19 protein-coding genes are annotated in these 20,454 nt (G+C 72.6%); 12 read left to right on the forward strand and 7 right to left on the reverse strand.

All coding sequences use genetic code 11. The annotated features are described in order from the left end of the window. The first annotated feature begins 313 nt into the window (after positions 1-313). Positions 314-1,147, forward strand: a complete 834-nt coding sequence (locus ACGF3A_RS32765; protein ID WP_393734047.1) for a hypothetical protein — start codon at positions 314-316, stop codon at positions 1,145-1,147. A gap of 37 nt (positions 1,148-1,184) precedes the next feature. Here ACGF3A_RS32765 and ACGF3A_RS32770 read toward each other — a convergent pair whose 3' ends face one another. Next, entirely contained in the window at positions 1,185-2,198 is a 1,014-nt protein-coding gene (locus ACGF3A_RS32770; protein ID WP_393734048.1) for an acyl-CoA dehydrogenase family protein, read from the reverse strand. A gap of 110 nt (positions 2,199-2,308) precedes the next feature. Here ACGF3A_RS32770 and ACGF3A_RS32775 point away from each other — a divergent pair, with 110 nt between their 5' ends. The 3 genes from ACGF3A_RS32775 to ACGF3A_RS32785 all read left to right on the forward strand — a co-directional run bounded on the left by ACGF3A_RS32775 (position 2,309) and on the right by ACGF3A_RS32785 (position 6,503). After that, positions 2,309-3,523 (forward strand): sulfite oxidase, encoded by a 1,215-nt coding sequence (locus tag ACGF3A_RS32775; RefSeq protein ID WP_393734049.1) that lies wholly within the window; start codon positions 2,309-2,311, stop codon positions 3,521-3,523. 98 nt (positions 3,524-3,621) lie between these two features. Next, positions 3,622-4,998 carry a M20/M25/M40 family metallo-hydrolase gene (locus tag ACGF3A_RS32780; RefSeq protein WP_393734050.1) on the forward strand — a complete coding sequence of 459 codons (1,377 nt, stop codon included), beginning with the start codon at positions 3,622-3,624 and terminating at the stop codon, positions 4,996-4,998. Next, entirely contained in the window at positions 4,995-6,503 is a 1,509-nt protein-coding gene (locus tag ACGF3A_RS32785; RefSeq protein WP_393734051.1) for a YfcC family protein, read from the forward strand. Before ACGF3A_RS32780 ends, ACGF3A_RS32785 begins: the two co-directional genes overlap by 4 nt. A 42-nt stretch (positions 6,504-6,545) precedes the next feature. Here the strand turns inward: ACGF3A_RS32785 and ACGF3A_RS32790 are convergent, their stop codons facing one another. Together ACGF3A_RS32790 and ACGF3A_RS32795 are read right to left on the reverse strand one after the other, a co-directional pair. Beyond that, positions 6,546-7,109, reverse strand: coding sequence for a GNAT family N-acetyltransferase (locus tag ACGF3A_RS32790; RefSeq protein ID WP_393734052.1), 564 nt, complete (start codon positions 7,107-7,109; stop codon positions 6,546-6,548). 78 nt (positions 7,110-7,187) lie between these two features. Continuing rightward, positions 7,188-8,006: an aldo/keto reductase gene (locus ACGF3A_RS32795; protein ID WP_393734054.1), complete on the reverse strand. Its 819-nt coding sequence runs from the start codon at positions 8,004-8,006 to the stop codon at positions 7,188-7,190. Between the two features lie 64 nt (positions 8,007-8,070). Between ACGF3A_RS32795 and ACGF3A_RS32800 the strand changes: the two genes are divergently transcribed. After that, a complete protein-coding gene (locus tag ACGF3A_RS32800) occupies positions 8,071-8,538 on the forward strand; it encodes an META domain-containing protein (protein ID WP_393734055.1) in 468 nt (155 codons plus the stop codon). A gap of 7 nt (positions 8,539-8,545) precedes the next feature. Here ACGF3A_RS32800 and ACGF3A_RS32805 read toward each other — a convergent pair whose 3' ends face one another. The 3 genes from ACGF3A_RS32805 to ACGF3A_RS32815 all read right to left on the reverse strand — a co-directional run bounded on the left by ACGF3A_RS32805 (position 8,546) and on the right by ACGF3A_RS32815 (position 12,497). Further along, positions 8,546-9,445: an SGNH/GDSL hydrolase family protein gene (locus tag ACGF3A_RS32805; protein WP_393734056.1), complete on the reverse strand. Its 900-nt coding sequence runs from the start codon at positions 9,443-9,445 to the stop codon at positions 8,546-8,548. 564 nt (positions 9,446-10,009) lie between these two features. Next, positions 10,010-11,638, reverse strand: coding sequence for a malate synthase A (aceB, locus tag ACGF3A_RS32810; RefSeq protein ID WP_393734057.1), 1,629 nt, complete (start codon positions 11,636-11,638; stop codon positions 10,010-10,012). A 175-nt stretch (positions 11,639-11,813) separates the two neighbouring features. After that, on the reverse strand, positions 11,814-12,497 hold the full coding sequence (locus ACGF3A_RS32815) for an NTP transferase domain-containing protein (protein ID WP_393734058.1): 684 nt from the start codon (positions 12,495-12,497) through the stop codon (positions 11,814-11,816). A gap of 260 nt (positions 12,498-12,757) precedes the next feature. Here ACGF3A_RS32815 and ACGF3A_RS32820 point away from each other — a divergent pair, with 260 nt between their 5' ends. Next, positions 12,758-13,051 carry a DUF5955 family protein gene (locus ACGF3A_RS32820; RefSeq protein WP_393734059.1) on the forward strand — a complete coding sequence of 98 codons (294 nt, stop codon included), beginning with the start codon at positions 12,758-12,760 and terminating at the stop codon, positions 13,049-13,051. Between the two features lie 15 nt (positions 13,052-13,066). Here ACGF3A_RS32820 and ACGF3A_RS32825 read toward each other — a convergent pair whose 3' ends face one another. Further along, positions 13,067-13,876: an IclR family transcriptional regulator gene (locus tag ACGF3A_RS32825; RefSeq protein WP_393734060.1), complete on the reverse strand. Its 810-nt coding sequence runs from the start codon at positions 13,874-13,876 to the stop codon at positions 13,067-13,069. A gap of 184 nt (positions 13,877-14,060) precedes the next feature. Here ACGF3A_RS32825 and allB point away from each other — a divergent pair, with 184 nt between their 5' ends. The 6 genes from allB (at position 14,061) to ACGF3A_RS32855 (ending at position 20,432) form a co-directional block, all read left to right on the forward strand. Further along, a complete protein-coding gene (gene allB / locus ACGF3A_RS32830; RefSeq protein WP_393734061.1) occupies positions 14,061-15,437 on the forward strand; it encodes an allantoinase AllB in 1,377 nt (458 codons plus the stop codon). Continuing rightward, a complete protein-coding gene (gene alc, locus ACGF3A_RS32835; RefSeq protein ID WP_393734062.1) occupies positions 15,438-16,577 on the forward strand; it encodes an allantoicase in 1,140 nt (379 codons plus the stop codon). Between the two features lie 49 nt (positions 16,578-16,626). Next, positions 16,627-17,838 (forward strand): serine hydrolase, encoded by a 1,212-nt coding sequence (locus ACGF3A_RS32840; RefSeq protein ID WP_393734063.1) that lies wholly within the window; start codon positions 16,627-16,629, stop codon positions 17,836-17,838. A 63-nt stretch (positions 17,839-17,901) separates the two neighbouring features. After that, positions 17,902-18,360, forward strand: a complete 459-nt coding sequence (locus tag ACGF3A_RS32845; protein WP_393734065.1) for a ribonuclease domain-containing protein — start codon at positions 17,902-17,904, stop codon at positions 18,358-18,360. Between the two features lie 351 nt (positions 18,361-18,711). After that, positions 18,712-19,641, forward strand: coding sequence for a sugar kinase (locus ACGF3A_RS32850; RefSeq protein ID WP_393734269.1), 930 nt, complete (start codon positions 18,712-18,714; stop codon positions 19,639-19,641). Between the two features lie 152 nt (positions 19,642-19,793). Beyond that, positions 19,794-20,432: a bifunctional 4-hydroxy-2-oxoglutarate aldolase/2-dehydro-3-deoxy-phosphogluconate aldolase gene (locus tag ACGF3A_RS32855; RefSeq protein ID WP_393734066.1), complete on the forward strand. Its 639-nt coding sequence runs from the start codon at positions 19,794-19,796 to the stop codon at positions 20,430-20,432. Positions 20,433-20,454: the final 22 nt, after the last annotated feature.

Raw genomic sequence — 20,454 nt, forward strand, 5'->3', positions numbered from 1 at the left:
GCCCGGTGCCTGGTGTGGCGGGGGGGGGGTGGGGTGGGGGGTTGGCGCGCCGTTCCCCGCGCCCCTGAGGCCTCAGGGGCGCGGGGAACTGCGCGAGCGACCACCCCCAGCCCGCAGTCTGCGACATGCAGGCAGGGGCAGCCCCTGTCCAGCAGCCCGCCGGACACGGCGTAACCGGTACCAGGTGTCCCGTCCCGACGGTGGGTGTGTCATCGGTTCGTAACCGCCCTTCCCCCGAGGTCATGGCGTGGATCAAGATGATGATCGACCAAGCAAGCGCTCATGACACACCTGATCCAGGGGGATCCCGACCATGCTTCGTACGTCCTACCGCAAGACCGCCCTCGCCACCGTCGCCCTCCTGGCCAGCACCGCTCTGCTCACCGCCTGCCAGGACAGCGGCGGTGACTCGGACGGCAAGAAGTCGGGAGGCTCCTCCTCCTCGGACTCCTCCAACGCCTCGAAGGAGCAGTCGGGCGGTGGGGGCGGCGACGCGCAGGCACGTTCCGGCAAGGGGGGCAAGAAGGGCGTCAACGGAACGTGGTTCGGGAACGTCGAGTACCTGGCCCCGGGCAAGTACACGGTCAGTGACATGAAGGGCACGAAGCAGCAGTTCTTCACCTCGACGGACACGAACATCCAGGGCGCGGGGAAGATCTGCGGCGACGCCAACGGCCAGGCGGCCACGAAGTGCACCGAGGCCCAGCTGGAGGCGGCGTCGAAGAAGGGCGTCTCGGCGAAGGTGCAGATCAAGGACGGCATCGCCGTCAGCGTCGTCGAGGACCACTCCAGCAGCGGCGGCTCCGGCGGCAACGGCGGCACCGGCGGTTCCGGCAACGGCGGCAGCACCGGTGGTGGCAACGGGGGCGGCGGCAAGAAGGGCGTCAACGGCACCTGGTTCGGCAACGTCGCCTACCTGGCCCCCGGGAAGTACACGGTGTCCGACATGAAGGGCGTGGAGCAGCAGTTCTTCACGTCCACGGACACGGACATCCAGGGCGCCGGCGAGATCTGCGGCGACGCCGAGGGCCAGGCGGCCACGAAGTGCACCGAGGCCGAGCTGGAGGCGGCGTCGAAGAAGGGCGTCTCGGCGAAGGTGCAGATCAAGGACGGCATCGCCGTCAGCATCGTCGAGGACCACTCCTAGCCGTCAGCCGGTCTACCGGTCAACAGGTCAGCCGGGCTCAGGGCCTGCTCAGCCGTCGCAGCAGGTCCGCCTGGATCGCGGGCCGGGAGCTGAAGACCAGCATCAGGCCCGCCTCGCGCAACAGCCTCTGGGGCGTGGCGTCCGTCAGGACGCCGCGCCCCGCTCCCTTGACCACGGTCGCCGTCGCCGCGCGTACCGCGAACTCGCCCGCCCGCGCCCGCGCCGCGTCGATGTCCTCCATCGCGTCCAGGTCCGCGCGGCAGGCGTCCAGCTCCGCCGTCCACGCCGGGTCGTCGAGCAGGAGGACGGCGCGCCGGGCCACGCCCAGCACCAGGGAGCCGTTGAGCCGCTTGGTGACGGGCTCGCCCGCCGCGTGCTCGGCCTGGGTGCCCACCGTGATAAGCCGATCGGCGGGCACGGGGTGGTCGGTGAAGTCGACGGTGACCGTGCGCGTCGCGTCGGCCGCCAGCATGTGCTGGGGAACCACGCGCAGGGTGGCGGACTCCTCGGCGTCCACCAGGAGCCAGGCGATGTTGTCGTCGGCGTCGCGCGCGGCCGTTCCCAGTACGTGCACCATGCCCCAGCCGCTGACCCACGGGGCCGTACCGTTGAGCACGTAGCCGCCGCCGTCCGGCGCCTCACGCACCGTCAGCCGCGGCGGCCCGGGGATCGCCCCCGTGAAGGCGGCGCCGCTGCGGATCTTGCCGCTCACCAGCCCCGGCAGCCAGCGCTCGCGCTGCTCCGCGCTGCCCTTGCCCGCCACCACGCCCGTGATGCCCTGGTGCTGACCGAGCGTCAGCGTCGTACTGAGGCAGCCGCCCGCCAGGATCTCCCCCAGCAGCGCGGCGGTGGGCAGATCGACGCCCAGGCCGCCCGCCTCCACCGGCAGGACCCCGCCGTAGAAGCGGTGCTCGGCGAGCACGTCCAGGTTCTCCGTCAGGTTCCGCTCTCCGGTGTCCACCGCTGTCGCGCGAGGGAAGAGCACCTCGTCGGCCAGCCGGGTCGCCACCGCTACCGCGTCCTTTACCGCGTCCTCCGTGTGATCGCTCATGGACGCACATTACGAGGGGCGCGGAACCGGTCACCCGCGAGGGGCGCGTTCACACCCATTTCGTACGCCTGAAATGGCGTTCACCCGGCCCCCGCCGGAGGATGAACGGCATGTCCAGTCCCTACACGCGACGTCACGCGGTCAAGCTGTTCGCGGCCACGGGCATTGGCGCCGTCGGCGTTCTCGGTGCCGCTCACCGGGCGTCCGCCGCACCCGCCCCGGGGATCGTCAAGCCGCTCCCGCCCGAGCTGTTCACGGTGCGCGGCACCAACGCCGAGACGCGGTTCGAGGCGCTGCGCGGCACCGGCTTCCACACCCCGCTCGACCGGTTCTTCGTACGGAACCACACCGCCACGCCCCGCCTCGACGCGCGCACCTGGCGGCTGCGGATCCGGGGCAGCGGGGTCGCCGCGCCGCGCGCGTTCACCCTGGCCGAGCTGAAGGCGCTGCCCGCCGTCGAACGGTCGGCGTTCCTGGAGTGCGCGGGCAACGGCCGCAGCTTCTTCGACAGCCAGCAGGGCCAGGCCGTGACCGGAACGGCCTGGCGCCTCGGCGCGATCGGCAGCGCGCGCTGGCGCGGCGCGCGCCTCTCGGACGTGCTGCGCCTGGCGGGCGTACGTCCCGAGGCGGTGGACGTCCAACCCACCGGCCTCGACGCCGCGTTCGTCTCCGACGGCGAGAACCTGGGCCACGTCCGCCGCCCGCTCCCCATCGGCAAGGCCATGGACGACGTGCTGCTCGCGTACGAGATGAACGGCGAGCCCCTGCCGTACGACCACGGGTACCCGGTGCGCGTCCTGGTCCCCGGCTGGGTCGGCGTCGCCTCGGTGAAGTGGGTGGGGGACATCGAGGTCGCCGACCGGCCGCTCGCCTCGCCCTGGAACACGGACTTCTACCGCCTCTTCGGCCCCGCCTACCCCTCCCCGGAGGGCAGCGCGCCGCTCACCCGCCAGACCCTCAAGTCCGCGTTCGAACTGCCCGAGGGCGCCGAGCTGCGCGCGGGCCGCACCCACCACCTCACGGGCCGCGCCTGGTCGGGCCGGGGGCGGGTCACGGCGGTCCACGTCCGCACGGAGACCGGGGGCGGGGGCGGGGGCAGGGGCTGGGGCGCGAGCTCCTGGGCGCGCGCCCGCCTGCACGACGACCCGCGCACCGCCGACTGGGTCCGCTGGTCCCTCCCCTGGCGCCCCCGCCACCCGGGCCCCGCCGCGCTCCTGGCCCGTACGACGGACAGCGACGGCACCCGCCAGCCCGTCGGGACGGTCTTCAACGAACAGGGCTACCTCTTCGACGCGATCGTCCGCCATGGGGTGCGCGTGGTCTGACCGACCGTCTGACCTCGGCGCCGCTACGCCCGTTAAGCGCCTTGTGCCCGTTATGCTCCACGCCTCCGGTGTGTGCGCAACAGGGGTCGAGGAGTGGGATGGGCAGTCAAGACATGGAAGCCGTCGTCGACGGGCTGATGGACGGGCTGGTCGCGGATCTCAGACGGCTCACCGCCATCCCCTCGATCGCCTTCCCCGGCTATCCGCCCGAACCCGTGCGCGAGGCGCACGAGCTGATGACCGGTCTGCTGCGGGACGCGGGCGTGACGGCCACCGAGGACCTCGTCCTCCCCGGCACCGCGCCCGTCATCACCGGGCACATCGCCCCGCCCGGCCCGCGGGACCCGACCGTGCTGCTCTACGCGCACTACGACGTCCAGCCGCCCGGCGACGAGTCGCTGTGGCGGTCGCCGCCGTTCGAGCCGACCGAGACCGAGGACGGGCTCGGGCTGCGGGCGCGGGGCGTGGCGGACTGCAAGGCGAATCTGATCGTCCACCTCGGGGCCCTGCGGGCGTTCGGCGGACGGCCGCCGACGGGGATCCGTATCGCGTTCGAGGGCCAGGAGGAGTACGGGAGCCCGTTCGACGACTATCCGCCCACCGACCCCGCGCGCTTCGCCTGCGACGCCATGGTCATCGCCGACACCGGCAACCTCCGCCCCGGCACCCCCACCCTCACCACGGCGCTGCGCGGCGTCGCCGAACTCACCGTCGAGGTACGGACGCTGAAGGACGCGGTGCACAGCGGCGAGTACGGCGGCGCCGCGCCCGACGCGCTGCTCGCCCTCGTCCAGGCCCTCGCCACGCTGCACGACGCACACGGTGACGTCGCCGTCGAGGGGCTGCGCCGCGAGCCCTGGGACGGCACGGCCTACACCGACGAGGAGTTCCGCGCGCTCGGCGGCGTCCTCGACGGCATGCCCCTCGTCGGCACCGGCGGGCTCGGCGAACGGCTGTGGAGCGGCCCCGCGATCACCGTCATCGGCGTCGACGCGCCCTCCGTCGACCAGGGCGCCTCCGCCGTCGTCCCGTACGCCCGCGCGAAGCTCAACCTCCGCGTCCACCCCCAGCAGGACCCGGCCGAGGCGATGCGGGCCCTCGTCCGGCATCTGGAGGCCCAGCGTCCGTTCGGCGTCCCGCTCACCGTCACGCCCGGCGACGCGGGCCCCGGCTTCGAGGCCCGCACGGGCGGTCCCGCGTACCGCGCCGCCACCACCGCGCTGCGCCGCGCCTGGGGCAGCGAGCCCGTGCACGCGGCGACCGGCGGCTCGATCCCCCTCGTCAACGGCCTCGCGCGCGCCGTCCCCGAGGCCGAGGTCCTGCTCTTCGGCGCCGAGGACAACATGTCGGGGCTGCACGGCCCGAACGAACGCGTGCTCTACTCCGAGCTGCGCGCGGCGGTGCTGGCGGAGGCGGTCTTCCTGAGCGAGTACGCGGCGGCGTACGGATCCGGCACCCGGGGGAGCGGTTCATGAGCACGGCCCCCGAGGACACGGACGGCAAAAGGAAACTCCACTTCCCCAGCGCCCTGACCGTCCTCGTCATGGTCACGCTGGCGGTCTGGATCCTCGCCTTCGTCGTCCCCTCCGGCGCCTACAAGCGGAACGCCGACGGCGCCCCCGTCCAGGGCACGTACCACCGCGAGGACTCCGGCCTCAGCTTCCTCGACCGCCTCACCGACCTCTTCCTCTCCCCGGTCAACGGGCTCTACGGAGTCCAGGACAGCAAGACCGGCCAGGTCGGGCCCGACAAGGTCGGCGAACTCTACGGCAGCGCGGGCGTCTTCCTCTTCGTCCTCGCCATCGGCGCCTTCATCACCGTCGTCTTCGCGACCGGCGCCATGGACCGGGGCATCGCCCGCCTCGCCCACCGGCTGCGGGACCGGGGCGCGCTGCTCATCGTCGGCGTGATGGCCGTCTTCTCGCTGCTCGGTACGGTCGAGGGCTTCGCCGAGGAGACGCTCGGCTTCTACGGCCTGATCGTCCCGTTGATGCTGGCGCTCGGCTTCGACCGTATGGTCGCGACCGGCGCCATCATCCTCGGCTCGGGCATCGGCGTCCTGTGCTCGACGGTCAACCCCTTCGCGACGGGCGTCGCCTCGTCCGCCGCCGACATCTCGCTGGGCGACGGGATCGCGCTGCGCGCCGTGATGTGGATCGTGCTCACCGGCGTCACGACCGCGTACGTCGTCCGCTACGCGCGCCGCGTGCGCGCCGACCCCTCGCGCTCCCTCTCCGGCTTCCGCCCCGGCGACCAGGAGCAGGCCCGGCACGCGGCGGAACCGGCGCCGCTCACTGGCCTGCACAAGCTGGTCCTCGGCACCGTCGGGCTCGTCTTCGCCTTCATGATCTTCTCGGTGATCCCCTGGGCCAGCGCCCTCACGGGCGACGCCGACGCCGCCCCGTACAGCTGGGAACTCGGCTGGTCCTTCCCCCACCTCGCGGCCCTCTTCCTCTGCGCCGCCGTCCTGGTGGGCCTGCTGACGCGGATGGGCGAGGACAAGATCTCCTCGACGGTCGTGCAGGGCGCCGCCGACTTCATCTCCCCGGCCCTCGTGATCGTCCTCGCGCGCGGCGTCACGGTCCTGATGAACAACGCGAAGATCACGGACACCGTCCTGCACTCCATCGAGGGCGTCGTCTCCGGCACCCCCTCGGCGCTCTTCGGCATCATGGTCTTCGCCGTCAACCTCCCCCTCGCCTTCCTGATCCCCTCCACCTCCGGCCACGCCACCCTCGCGATGCCGATCCTGGCCCCCCTCGCCGACTTCGCGAACGTCTCCCGCGCCGTCGTCGTCACCGCCTGGGCCGCCGCCAGCGGCTGGATGAACCTCTGGGTCCCGACGACGGCGGTCATCATGGGCGGCGTCTCCCTCGCGAAGGTCGGCTACGACAAGTACCTCCGCTTCGTCTGGCCCCTGCTCGCCCTCCTGGCCGCCCTGATCTGCGGCTTTGTCGCGCTGGGGGCCGTGCTGACGTAGCGGGGCCGGTTGTCAGGAGGCCGTTCGTCAGGAGGCCGTTCGTCAGGAGATCGGGTGGGGGTTCGCGCGCCATTCGGGGGCCAGGACGGACCAGACCTCCATGTCGAGGCGTTCGCCGCGGTGCGGGTCGCTTTCGCGGAGGACGCCGTCCTTGGTCATGCCGAGGCGGCGGGCGACGGCGATGCTGGGGCCGTTCGTGGAGGCGACGATCCATTCCACGCGGTGGATGCCGCGCTCCTCGACGGCCCAGTCGATGAGGACGCGTACGGCCTGGGTGACCAGGCCCCTGCCGACGGCCGAGGGCTCCAGCCAGCAGCCCGCCTCGGCGGTGCCCTGGGCGACGTCCATGGTGCGGAGGATGACGGCGCCGACCAGCTTGCCGTCGTTCCAGATGCCGCAGATACGGCCGGAGTCGGAGGCCGCCTTGTCGGCGTACGCCTGGAGGTAGGCGCGGCTGGACTCCAGGTCCGTGACGATGTCGGGGAGCGGGTTGCGGGCGCCGATGAACTCGCGGCCGCGGTTCATGTGGCCCAGGAACTCCTCGGCCTGCCACGGTTCGAGCGGGCGCAGCTCCGCGCCGTCCTCGCCGAGCGGTATCGCGTACATCGTCGTCGTCCTCCCCGTTCGCACCAGTGCCGTCTGCCAGTGCCGTCTGCCAGGGATCCTCGCACGGGGGGACGGCGGTCAGGCGGTCAGGTGGTCGAGCCGGTCGCGGTGGGCGTCCGTCAGGCGGAGACCGGCCGCGGCGACGTTCTCCTCCAGGTGGGCGATCCGTGTGGTGCCGGGGATCGGCAGGACGACGGGGGAGCGGTCCAGCAGCCAGGCGAGGGCGAGCTGCGTGGGGGTGGCGCCGAGTTCGGCAGCGACGGCGCGGATCTCCTTGTCGTCAGCCGTCGTCGCGGGCGCGACCGGGCGCCACGGCAGGAACGCGATGCCGGCGGCTTCGCAGGCGTCCAGCACCGGGTCGTGCTCGCGGTCCAGCATGCTGTAGCGGTTCTGCACGCTCGCGATGTCGACCACCGCCCGCGCCTCGGCGAGCTGCTCGACGGTCACCTCGGAGACCCCGATGTGCGCGATCTTCCCCGCGTCCCGCAACTCGCGGAGCGTGCCGAGCTGTTCGGCGAGGGGGATTTCCGGGTCGATACGGTGCAGCTGGAGCAGTTCGAGGCGGTCGACGCGCAGCCTGACCAGGGCGCCGTCGACCTGCTCGCGCAGGATCTCGGGGCGCCCGTCGATCTTCCACTCCTCGCCGGGCCCGGAGGGCGCGAGGCCGACCTTGGTGGTGATCAGCAGCTCTTCGGGGTACGGGTGCAGGGCCTCGGCCAGCAGCTCCTCGTTCGCCCCGCCTCCGTAGAGATACGCGGTGTCGAGCAGCGTGACGCCGAGCTCCACGGCCCGCCGTACGACGGCGAGGGAGCTCTCACGCTCCGCGTCCGTATCCGCCGGGAGCCGCATGGCCCCGAACCCCATCCGTCCTACGTCCCGTGCCCCGATCGCGACCATCCGGTCACGCTAACAAGCCCCTCCCTGCACCGGAACCGGATTTTTGTGCGTACGTCCCATCCGCATGAAGCCCACGCACGCGGCCCCGTACGCCCTCGCCCTCCTCGTACTCACCGCCTGCGGTACGGGCACAGGCACGGACACGGGCGAGGGGCGCCGGTCGCTGGCCGTCACCAACGTGCCCTGGGAGGCGAGGAGCGTCACGGTGGACGGCAGGACGTATCCGGCCCCCGAGGGCGTCGAGATGGAGCTCAGCGCCGCCACCGCCCGGCGGGGCGGCGGGAAGATCGACGGCCGGGGCGGCTGCAACCGCTTCTGGGGCACGGCCGCGCTCGACAAGGAGCGCATGCGCGTCTCCGGCTACACGATGACGATGGAGGCGTGCCTCGACGACGAGAGCACCGCCTTCCAGAAGAAGTTCCTCGGCACCCTCTCCGGCGACAACCGCCTCTCCGTCTCCGCCGACGGCCGTACTCTCCGGCTCGCCGACGGAGCGGACAGGATCACCTTCGACAAGGGCTCCGCACAGTAGCGGCGGGTCAGCGGACGAGCGCGTTCGCCGCCTGGTCCGCCATCTTGGACTCGCCGAGCGCGTTGGGGTGCACGGGCACGAAGTCCGTGCCGAACAAGACGGGTTCGATCCAGCGGGTGCCCTGGGGCTGGCAGGCGTCGTGGCCCTCGGAGGCGGCGGCCATGTCGACGTACGTCGTACCGGTCTCCTCGGCGGCCTTCTCGATCGCGCCGTTCAGGTGGGACTGGAGGTTCCGGAGGTACGGGACGTCGCCGTCGGCTATCGGCATCTTCGCGAAGCAGCCCGGCTGGGCCTTGGCGGGCACGATCCAGGGGTAGCCGAGGATGCCGATACGGGCGTTCGGCGCCTTGGCCTTGATCGCGTCGAGCGAGGACTTGAGCGCCGGGTACGTCTTGGCGTCGATGGCGTCGGTGAACTTGTCGCCGTACAGCTTCTCGCACGGGTTGCCCTGGCCGCCCGTGACGATCCCGGCGGAGCCGCAGGCGAGGATCGCGCTGATGAACGTGTTGTTGTCGTTGCCGCCGATGGTGAGCGTGACCAGCTTCGTGTCCTTGTCCACGGCGTCCAGCTGCGGGGCCACGCCCGGGTACTGGGACTCGGTGAAGTGCTTGGTCTGCGCCCCGCCGCAGGTGACGTCCTTGAGCTGGGCGCCGGTCTTCTGCGCGAGGACGTGGGGGTAGTTGAGGCTCGAACGCGCGCAGAGCAGCGGGGCCTTGGGGTCCAGGGGAAGGATGCCGGACCCGGCGCTGTAGCTGTCGCCGAGGGCGACGTAGGGGAGGGGGTCGGCGGCCGGTGAGGGCGCCGGTGCGGCGGGGGCGGCGTGGGCGGGGGCGGTGAGGCCGAGCGCGGCGGTCGCGGCCACCGCCGAGACCGCCGCGAGCTGACGTGCACGGGTGCGGATCGCCATTGATGCTCCCTGAGCAGCACGGAGTGGTGGGGTGCTCGGAAGTTACTGGGCGGTTTGAATCTGCGTCAATAGATGTGACGTCAGCGGCCGCAGAGCCGTACGACGGCGGTCACCGCGCCGCCCGCGTTCTCGTACCGCCGGATTTCCCGGCACGCAGGCCAGCCCCTCGACCTTGTGGCCCGCGAACTTCCGTACGACCTCGGGGTGCCGCTCCGTACGCAGGCTCACGCGTCCCGCGCCGTCGACCGACACCCGCCCGGCCCGGCCCGGTAGACCGCCGAGTCGAAGGGGCCGTTGTCGCCCCGGTCGGCCCATGACCCCGGCCTTGGTGCCGTCGCCGACGGAGTGCCATCCGGTACGGGCGCCCGTACCGGCACCGGCACCGGCGCCGTCACCGGACGGTCCCGCCTGGGCCGTTCCCGTCGTCGCGAGCACCGCGCCCGCTCCGAGGGCGAGCGTGGCGGCGAGGGCCAGGACGGTGATCAGTGGTCCGGGACCGTATCCACGACTCGGGCCCCTGTCCAGGGGTGTGCTGGACAGGGGCCCGGGGCCGGGCGGGGGCCGTCAGCCGCGCAGCAGTTCGTAGGCGGGGAGCGTCAGGAAGTCGACGTACTCCTCGTCCAGGGCGACGCGGAGCAGCAGGTCGTGGGCCTGCTGCCAGTTGCCGGAGGTGAAGGCGGACTCGCCCGTCTCCTCGCGGATCGCGGCGAGTTCCTCGGCGGCGACGCGGCGGACGAGGTCGCGGGTGACGGCCTCGCCGTCGTCGAGGACGACGCCCGCGTTGATCCACTGCCAGATCTGGGAGCGGGAGATCTCGGCGGTCGCCGCGTCCTCCATGAGGTTGAAGATGGCGACGGCGCCGAGGCCGCGCAGCCACGCCTCGGTGTAACGGATGCTGACCTGGACGGCGTTGCGCAGCCCGGCGGCCGTCGGGCTGGCCTCCAGCGAGTCGACCGCGATCAGGTCGGCCGCCTTGACGTCGACGTCCTCGCGCAGCCGCTCCTTCTGGTGCGGACGGTCGCCGAGCACGGCGTCGAACGAGGCGCGCGCGACCGGCACCAGGTCCGGGTGCGCGACCCAGGAGCCGTCGAAGCCGTCGGCGGCCTCGCGGTCCTTGTCGTTCTTGACCTTCTCCAGCGCCGCCGCGTTCGCCTCCGGGTCACGGCGGTTGGGGATGAAGGCCGCCATGCCGCCGATCGCGTGCGCGCCGCGCTTGTGGCACGTACGGACGAGGAGTTCGGTGTACGCGCGCATGAACGGGGCCGTCATCGTCACCGCGTTGCGGTCGGGCAGGACGAACCTCGAACCCCCGTCGCGGAAGTTCTTGACGATGGAGAAGAGGTAGTCCCAGCGGCCCGCGTTCAGCCCGGAGGCGTGGTCGCGCAGCTCGTAGAGGATCTCCTCCATCTCGTACGCGGCGGTGATCGTCTCGATGAGGACGGTGGCGCGGACGGTGCCGTGCGGGATGCCGCAGTACTCCTGCGCGAAGACGAACACGTCGTTCCACAGCCGCGCTTCGAGGTGCGACTCGGTCTTCGGCAGGTAGAAGTACGGGCCCTTGCCCTGGTTCAGCAGGCGCTGGGCGTTGTGGAAGAAGTAGAGGCCGAAGTCGACCAGCCCGCCGGGAACGGGTGTGCCGTCGCACTCCAGGTGGCGCTCGTCCAGGTGCCAGCCACGGGGGCGGGCCACGACGGTGGCCAGCTCGGCGGCGGACTTGAGGGCGTAGGACTTGCCGGAGGCCGGGTCGGTGAAGTCGATGCGGCGCTCGTAGGCGTCGGTGAGGTTGAGCTGGCCGCCGATGACGTTCTCCCAGGTGGGGGCCGAGGCGTCCTCGAAGTCGGCGAGCCAGACCTTCGCGCCGGAGTTGAGCGCGTTGATCGTCATCTTGCGGTCGGTGGGGCCGGTGATCTCCACGCGGCGGTCCTGGAGCGCGGGCGGGCAGTCGGCGACCTTCCAGTCGCCGCCGCGCACGTCGGCGGTCTCGGGCAGGAAGTCCAGCGTGCTCGTCCGCGCGATCTCCGCGCGGCGCTCGGCCCGCCGGGCGAGCAGCTCGTCGCGGCGGGGAGTGAACCGGCGGTGGAGGGCGGCCAGGAAGTCGAGCGCGGCGTCGGTCAGAACCTCGTCCTGCCGGGCGGGGCGCTGCCCGGGCTCGACGCCGACGACGGCCACCGGCGAGTGCGCTGGTGCGGACATGGTGGGTCACTCCTTCTGCGGGCGGTGCAGGCACGCGCGGCACGGGGTGCCGCCGACAGGGCGCAGCGCTCGGTACGGGGCGGTGCCGCCCGCGCGCCGAGAATGCGCTTCTGATCAGTGGAGATTAGTTTCCTCATGGTGGAACTTCAATACTTTGTTGACGTCGAGATATCTCTCACCCCGGAATATGGCCCTCCGGTGGCCCGCCGTGCCAGGCGGCCGCGCCGCCGGGGCCCTGCGGCTCCAGCAGCGCCAGATCGTCCGGGGTGTCGATGTCGGCCGGGTCCGCGACATCGCCGCACTCGACGAGCGTGAGGTCCGCGGCGTGGGTGCGCAGATACGCGCGGGCGCCCTGGTCCCCCTCGGCGGAGGCGGCGATTCCGGCCCAGTGCGCGGCGCCGAAGAGGACGGGGTGCCCGCGCCGCCCCTCGTACGCCGCCGCCGCGAGCGTCTCGCGTGACGCGCAGGCCGCCCGTACGCGCGCGACGGCGGCTGGCCCGATACCGGGCTGGTCGACGAGCGAGACGAGCACGGCGTCCACGTCGCCCACGTCGCCTTCCGCGCTCAGCGCCGCGAGGCCCGTACGGAGCGAACTCCCCATGCCCTCCGCCCAGTCGGGGTTGTCATGGAGCACGGCGCCGGAGAGGGCGGCCCGTGCGCGTACGTCGTACGCCGCCGCGCCCAGCACCACATGGACGGGCGCGCAGCCGCCTTCGCGCAGGGCGCGCACGGCGTGCTCGACCAGCGGGCGCCCCCGGTGGGACAGGAGCGCCTTGGGGCGCCCGCCCAGCCGCCGCCCGCCCCCCGCGGCGAGCAGCAGCCCGGCGACACGGGGCGTGGAAGGGGAGAGATCGGTCATACGGCCTGCTTACCGCATGTGGCGCACAATGGAGGCCGGCGTGCGACCGTGTGCGGCTGAGTGTGGGGCTGAGAGGCAAAACACTCCCGAATTCCGCCGTGCGTGTGGCGCGCTGTACGGAGAGTGTCGTTTACTGTGCGAACCCCTTTTGGAGTCTGACCAACTCCTCAGGGGAACTGGGCACTTGTGGGGAGTGCGGTGTGTGGGCCCGTGTGGGGGAGAACGTGCAGAGCGAAACAATGCGAGATGGGGCGGCCGCGATGGCGGCGTCCCGGGGTGACAGGGACGATCCGCGCGTGGAGACCCTCCGCCGCGCGGTCACCCGGCTGCGCGCCGAACTGGACGCGCACCCGGCGGACCTGCGCGACCGCCGCGAGGCGGAGCGCGAGCTGGACGCGCTGGAGGCCGCCGCGCGCACCGGCGCCCTCGACGTGGAGACCCTCCGCCGCGCCCTCCTGCTCCTGACCGCGGCCCTCGGCTCGGTCAGCGCCCTGACCCGCCCCCTCGGCGAGGTCCGCAGCGCCATCGACCTCTTCGGGGTGGCCCCGCGCTGAGCGGACCGGACCGGCTTACGGCGCCGTCCCGTTGTTCGCCAGGGCCGTGGAGAGGTCCGCGGCGATTTCCTGGAGGAGGGGGACGAACTTGTCCGTCGCCGTGTCCGTGACGCGGCCCGCCGGGCCCGAGATGGAGAGGGCGGCGGAGGTGGGGGAGTCCGGGACGGAGACGGCGATGCAGCGGACGCCGACCTCCTGCTCGTTGTCGTCCGTCGCGTAGCCCTGCGCGCGGACCTGGGCGAGCGCGTCGAGGAAGCCGTCCGGGGTCGTGATCGTCTTCTCGGTGGCCGCGGGCATGCCCGTACGGGCGAGGAGGGCGCGGACCTGCGCGTCGGGGGTGTGCGCGAGCAGCGCCTTGCCGACGCCGGTGGAGTGGGGGAGGACGCGGCGGCCGACCTCGGTGAACATCCGCATGGAGTGGCGGGAGGGGACCTGCGCGACGTAGACCACCTCGTCGCCGTCGAGCAGCGCCATGTTCGCGGTCTCGCCGGTCTCCTCGACCAGGCGTGCGAGATACGGGCGGGCCCAGGTGCCGAGGAGGCGGGAGGCGCTCTCGCCGAGGCGGATGAGGCGGGGGCCCAGTGCGTACCGCCGGTTGGGCTGCTGGCGGACGTAGCCGCAGGAGACCAGGGTGCGCATCAGGCGGTGGATCGTGGGGAGAGGCAGGCCGCTGGCGGCGGAGAGCTCGCTCAGGCCGACCTCGCCCCCGGCGTCGGCCATGCGCTCCAGGAGGTCGAAGGCCCTCTCCAGGGACTGGACCCCGCCGGAGGCGGCCGGGGGGCTGGTCTTCTGCACCGGGGTCTTCTGCTCGGGGGACGGCGGCACGTCGCGTTCCTCTCGTTCTCCTGGGGGCGCATCGTATCCGGTCGGCGGTGGCCTGCCGGGCGGGCTTCCCTTCTGCATTCCGAAATACTAGTTCCATTTTGTGGACTTCTCCAGGGTGTCAACCCTTGACTGCCCAGGTCCCTGAGGTGACTATGCCTTCAACGTTCTGTTGAAGGAGGTCCGCTTGAACGGTGCCCCCGACGTGCCCGCCGACGTCTCCCGCGACGTGCCGCTCGTCCTGCGCTCCCGCCGCGCCGTGCTCCCCGACGGCGTACGCCCCGCCACCGTGACCGTCGCCCCGGACGGCACGATCGCGGCCGTACTGCCGCACGACGCGGAGGTGCCGCGCGGCGCCGAGCTGGTCGATGTCGGTGACGACGCGCTGCTGCCGGGCCTGGTCGACACCCACGTCCATGTGAACGACCCGGGGCGCTCGGAGTGGGAGGGCTTCTGGACCGCGACGCGCGCCGCGGCGGCGGGTGGCATCACCACCCTCCTCGACATGCCGCTCAACTCCCTCCCGCCGACGACCACGGCCGGCCACCTCGCCGTCAAGCGCGACGTCGCCCGCGACAAGGCCCACACCGACGTCGGCTTCTGGGGCGGCGCGATCCCCGGGAACGTCCGCGAGCTGCGGCCCCTGCACGAGGCGGGCGTCTTCGGCTTCAAGTGCTTCCTCTCGCCGTCCGGCGTCGAGGAGTTCCCCGAGCTGGACCCGGCCGGGCTGAAGGACGCGATGATCGAGATCGCCTCCTTCGACGGCCTGCTCATCGTGCACGCCGAGGACCCCGGGCTGCTGGCGAGCGCCCCGCAGAAGGGCGGCCCCGCCTACGCCGACTTCCTCGCCTCCCGTCCCCGCGACGCCGAGAACGAGGCCGTGGCACGGCTCGTCGCCCTCGCCGCCGAGCACGGCACCCGCGTCCACGTCCTGCACGTCTCCTCCGAGGGCGTGCTCCCGCTGCTCGCCGAGGCCCGCCGCGAGGGCGTCCGCGTGACCGCCGAGACCTGCCCGCACTTCCTCACGCTCACCGCCGAGGAGGTGCCGGACGGCGCCACCGAGTTCAAGTGCTGCCCGCCCATCCGCGAGAAGGAGAACCAGGACGCGCTGTGGACCGCCCTCGGCGAGGGTGTCCTGGACTGTGTCGTCTCCGACCACTCGCCGTGCACCACCGACCTCAAGACGCCCGACTTCGGCACGGCCTGGGGCGGCATCTCCTCCCTCCAGCTCGGTCTGCCCGCCGTCTGGACCGAGGCCCGGCGGCGCGGCCACGGGCTCGCCGACGTGGCCCGCTGGATGTCCGCGGCGCCCGCGCGCCTCGCGGGCGTGACCGGCAAGGGCGCGATCACCCCGGGGAACGACGCGGACTTCGCGGTCCTCGCCCCCGAAGAGACCTTCACCGTGGACCCCGCGCGGCTCCACCACCGCAACCAGGTCACCGCGTACGCGGGGAAGACGCTGCACGGCGTCGTCCGTTCGGCCTGGCTGCGCGGCGAGCGCGTCGCGGACCACGGGATTCCCGTACAGCGCAGTGGACGACTGATCGAAAGGAAGGCTGACTGAATGGCAGCGGCGACCTCTGGCTCCGGCATACCCCGCTACGAAGGAGACGCGAACCCGTACGGCGGCGGCGACCCGTACGCCGACTACCGCGCTCCGGAAGGGGGGCTGCCCTTCGCCCACCTCCCCGACCTCGCCGACCGCAGGATGGGCGCCGCCGTCGTCGCCGCCAATGACGAGTTCTTCGCCGAGCGCGAGAACATGCTGCGGCCCGAGCGCCCCGTCTTCGACCCGAACGCCTTCGGGCACAAGGGCAAGATCATGGACGGCTGGGAGACCCGCCGCAGGCGCGGTGCCTCCGCCGCCGTCCCGCACCCGGCAGGTGACGACCACGACTGGGCGCTCGTACGCCTCGGCACGCCCGGCGTCATCCGCGGACTCGTCGTCGACACCGCCCACTTCCGCGGCAACTACCCGCAGTCCGTCTCCGTCGAGGCCGCCTCCGTGCCCGGCACGCCCTCGCCGGAGGAGCTGCTCGCCGACGACGTGAAGTGGACGGTCCTCGTGCCCAGGACGCCGGTGGGCGGGCACGCGGCGAACGCCTTCGCCATCGGCGAGGAGCGCCGCTTCACCCACCTCCGCGTCAGCCAGCACCCCGACGGCGGCATCGCCCGGCTCCGGGTGCACGGCGAGGCCGTCCCGGACCCCGCGTGGCTCACCGCGCTGGGCACCTTCGACCTCGTCGCGCTGGAGAACGGCGGCGTCGCCGAGGACGCCTCGGACCGCTTCTTCTCGCCGCCGGTGCACACGATCCTGCCGGGCCGCTCGCAGAAGATGTACGACGGCTGGGAGACCCGGCGGCGCCGCGACGACGGCCACGACTGGGTGCGCTACGCGCTCGCCGGACAGGGCCGCATCCGCGCCGTGGAGATCGACACCGGCTACTACCTGGGCAACGCCGCGGGCTGGGTCTCCCTCTCAGGCCGCGACGGCGAGTCCGGCGAGTGGACCGAACTCCTGCCCCGTACGCAGCTGGAGCCGGACGCCGTGCACCGCTTCCTCCTGGAGGACGCGCCCGCAATCACGCACGTACGGATGGACATCTACCCTGACGGCGGCATCGCGCGGCTGCGGCTGCACGGCTCGCTGACGGACGAGGGCGCGCGCCGGCTGGCCACGCGCCACGCCGAACTCGGCGGCTGACAAACGGAGTTGACGGCACCCTTACCCGGGCCCTGCTTCGCTGGGACCCATGAGGTGGAGAGCGCTGACGGGGGCGGGGCTGGCACTGGCGCTCGCGCTCCCGGTCACTGGAGCGGGACCGGCCGGAGCGGTGAATTCGGCCGGTCCGTCCGGTCCGGCCGGTCCGTCCGGTCCGGCCGGTCCGTCCGGTCCGGCCGGTCCGGCCGATCCGGCGGTCCAGCGGTTCCTGGACAAGAAGCTGCCCCGGGGCGTCCCCGGGGCAGCGGCCGTGGCGCGCGACGGCAAGCTGCTGCACTGCCGGGGATTCGGCGGGGGCGGTACGGGCAGCGGTGCGGGCGGCGGCTGCGAGACGGTGTACGACATCTGCTCGCTCACCAAGCAGTTCACGGCCGCCGCGCTCGTCAAGCTGGAGCAGCAGGGCCGCCTGCGCGTCACCGACAGGCTCGGCGCCTGGGTGGACGGCGTACCGAAGGACAAGCGGGGCATCACCCTCCACCAGCTCCTCACCCACACCTCGGGCCTGGCCGAGGGCATAGGCGACGACTACGAGCCGGTCTCCCGCGACCGGATGCTCGACCGCGCCCTGCGCTCGAAGCTCCAGTCCCGCCCCGGCGCGGCCTACCACTACTCCAACCTGGGGTACAGCGTGCTGGCGGCCGTCGTGGAGAAGGCGTCCGGCGTCGGCTACGAGACGTATCTGCGCCGCCACCTCTTCGCCCCCGCGGGCATGCGCGACACGGGATACGTGCTGCCGCACTGGTCCCGCGACCGCGTCGCGGTGGAGTTCGACGAGAAGGGCAGGAGCCAGGGCAGGCCGTACGAGCACCCGTGGGCGTCCGACGGTCCGTACTGGTATCTGCGCGGCAACGGCGGCATGCTCTCCACGCCCCACGACATGTTCCGCTGGCACCGCGCCCTGGAGGGCACGCGGGTGCTCTCCGCGAAGGCGAAGAAGAAGCTCTTCACGCCGTACGTCGAGGAGGAGGAAGGGGACGGAGGGGGCGGAGGCGACGGCGAGGCCGGATCGAGCTATGGCTACTGGTGGTCGCTCATCCCCTACCGCGGCGACCGCGTCGCGACCCACGACGGCGGCAACGACTGGACGTACGGGCGCTACGCCCGCGGCCTCGGCACGCGCACGATGGTCTTCTGGATCAGCAACGGCGCCGTGCGGACCGGGGCGGGCGGCGAGTGGGACGTCCCCGCTCGGGACCAGGAGTTGACGACGGGGCTGATGGATCTGGCGCTGCGGGGCACGTGAACACCCGGAAAAATTCGTGTGGTTGGCGTTGACATGTCATCTACGCGCGTCACCATGGGACGCATGAGATTCCCCCCACGTATCGCCCGCGTCAGCGCCCTCGGGGCTCTCACCGCCAGCCTGTTGGTCGGTGGGCCCGCCCTCGTCAACGCCAGTGCGGCACCGGCCCCCACGCCGGTCGCGGCCGTGCAGACGGCACACTCGGCACACTCGGCACAGACCGCGAGGGTCGCCGACGTCGGAGACATCTGTCAGTCGAAGCTGCCCGCCGAGGCGCACGACACCCTTGAGCTCATCGAGAAGGGCGGCCCCTACCCGTACCCGCAGGACGGCACGGTCTTCCAGAACCGTGAGGGCATCCTGCCGCAGCAGGATGACGGCTACTACCACGAGTACACGGTCAAGACGCCGGGCGAGGACGACCGCGGTGCCCGCCGCATCGTCACCGGTGACAAGGACCAGGAGGACTACTACACCGCCGACCACTACGAGTCGTTCGACCTCGTCGACTACTCCTGCTGACCCTTCCCCCCCCCCCCCCGACGGCCGTCGCTCCCACCCCCACAGGAGCGGCGGCCGTCCTCGCTGTGCGCGGGCGGCGTGGGGAGGCGGTGGGAGGCGGTGGGAGGCGGTGGCCCGGGCGCCGGTTGTGTGAATGGTGGGCGTCTGCGCCCAAGTTGGCCTTCGCGGGGGCCGGGGACCTGTACCGTCTCCCTCTCGCTTCCGTTCCGCATCGGGCAAGGGGAGCCGCCCCCGGGGGTGGCTTTGGCGTCCTGAGCGGGTAACGTTCCCCACAGAGAGTGATGCATCGGCGGTAGATATGGGGAGTTACCGGTGAGAAACGGCCCAGAGGCGGTTACGTGCGGTGAGGCGATGCTGCTGATGCTCGCCGAACCGGGCATGCCACTGGAACGTGCCACGCACTTCCGTCGTTCCGTGGCGGGCGCCGAGTCCAATGTCGCCGCCGGGCTCGCCCGGCTCGGGCACTGGGCGCGCTGGATCGGCAGGGTCGGCGACGACCCGGCGGGCGAGGCGGTGCTGCGCGAGCTGCGGGCCGACGGGATCGACGTCTCGTGCGCCGAGATGGACCCCCAGGCCCCCACGGGCCTGCTGCTGCGCGACAGCCACCCGCACCGCGCGATCGACGTCCAGTACTACCGGGGCGGCTCCGCGGCCTCGCTCCTCAGCCCCGCGCAGATCACCCCCGAGGCGCTCGCCGGGGTCCGGGTCGTGCACGTCACCGGCATCACGCCGATGCTCTCCGAGCAGGCCGCGCAGGCGACCCGGACGCTGATCGAGCGGGCCAGGCAGGCCGGTGCCGCCGTCTCGTTCGACCCCAACGTCCGCCGCAAGCTCGGCACGGACCACGACTGGATGCGGGTCGTCGGCCCGCTGCTGCGCGAAGCCGATCTCGTCCTCGCGGGGGAGGACGAGCTGGAGCTGCTGCTCGGCGGCGGCGCGGGGGAGGGCGCGAAGGCGCTGCTGACGATGGGCCGCGCCCGTACGGTCGTGGTCAAGCGGCGCGATCACACGGCGGTGGCTCACACGGCCGAGGGCCAGTGGGAGCAGCCGCCCTTCGAGGTGCCGCTGGTGGACCCGGTGGGCGCGGGCGACGCGTTCGCCGCGGGCTGGCTCTCGGCGTGGCTGCGCGGGCGCGACGAGCCCACGGCGCTGGCCGAGGCCGCGTGCGTGGCGGCGCTCGTCGTGCAGGCGCCCGCCGACACCGACGGACTGCCGACCGCCGCGGCCCGTGACCGGGCGCTCTCGGGCTTCACCCGGGGCACCGATTCCGTGCACCGCTGACGTCACGCCCCGTTCACGCCGCGACCGCCACAATCACCGGACAACAGGCACCACGTACCACGTACCAGGCACCGCATACCAGGCACCGCGTACCAGGCACAGGCACCACGCTCGACCTACCGAAGAGAAACAAGAGAGGCGGCGAACTTGCCGTGTACCGCTGGGAGATCACCAGGGCAGCGCTGGAGCAGCGCGTCTTCGCCATCGTGCGCGGAGAGAGCTACGAGAAGGCCACCGCTGCCGCGGACACCCTGCTCGGAGCCGGGGTCACCAGTCTGGAGATCTCGCTGACGACGCCGTTCGCGCTGGAGGCGATCAGCACGCTCCGCCGGGAGACCGGCGACGACTCGGTCATCGGCGCGGGCACGGTGCTGGACGGTGCCTCGGCACGGCTCGCTGTCGACGCGGGCGCCCGCTTCCTCGTCTCGCCGAGCCTGGACGCCGAGGTCATACGCACCGGCCACCGCTACGGCGTGCCGGTCTTCCCCGGCGTCGCCAGCCCCACCGAGATGGTGCGCGCCCTGGAGCTGGGCGCCGACGCCCTCAAGCTCTTCCCCGCCTCCGCGCACAGCCCGCGCTGGCTCCGCGATGTACGGGCCGCGCTGCCGCAGGCCCCCGTGCTGCCGACCGGCGGCGTCACCGTCGAGGACGCGCCGGAGTGGATCGCGGCGGGCGCCGCCGCCTGCGGCATGGGCTCCGCGCTCACCGAGGGCGACCGCGAGACGGTCACCAAGCGCGTCACCGAGCTCCTCCAGCGACTGGAGGATGCGGTTCCGCATCACGCGCGATAGGCCCCCTCCGGGTTCCGCTGGT

It is taken from the genome of Streptomyces sp. NPDC048172 (assembly GCF_043202595.1).
Lineage (GTDB): Bacteria > Actinomycetota > Actinomycetes > Streptomycetales > Streptomycetaceae > Streptomyces.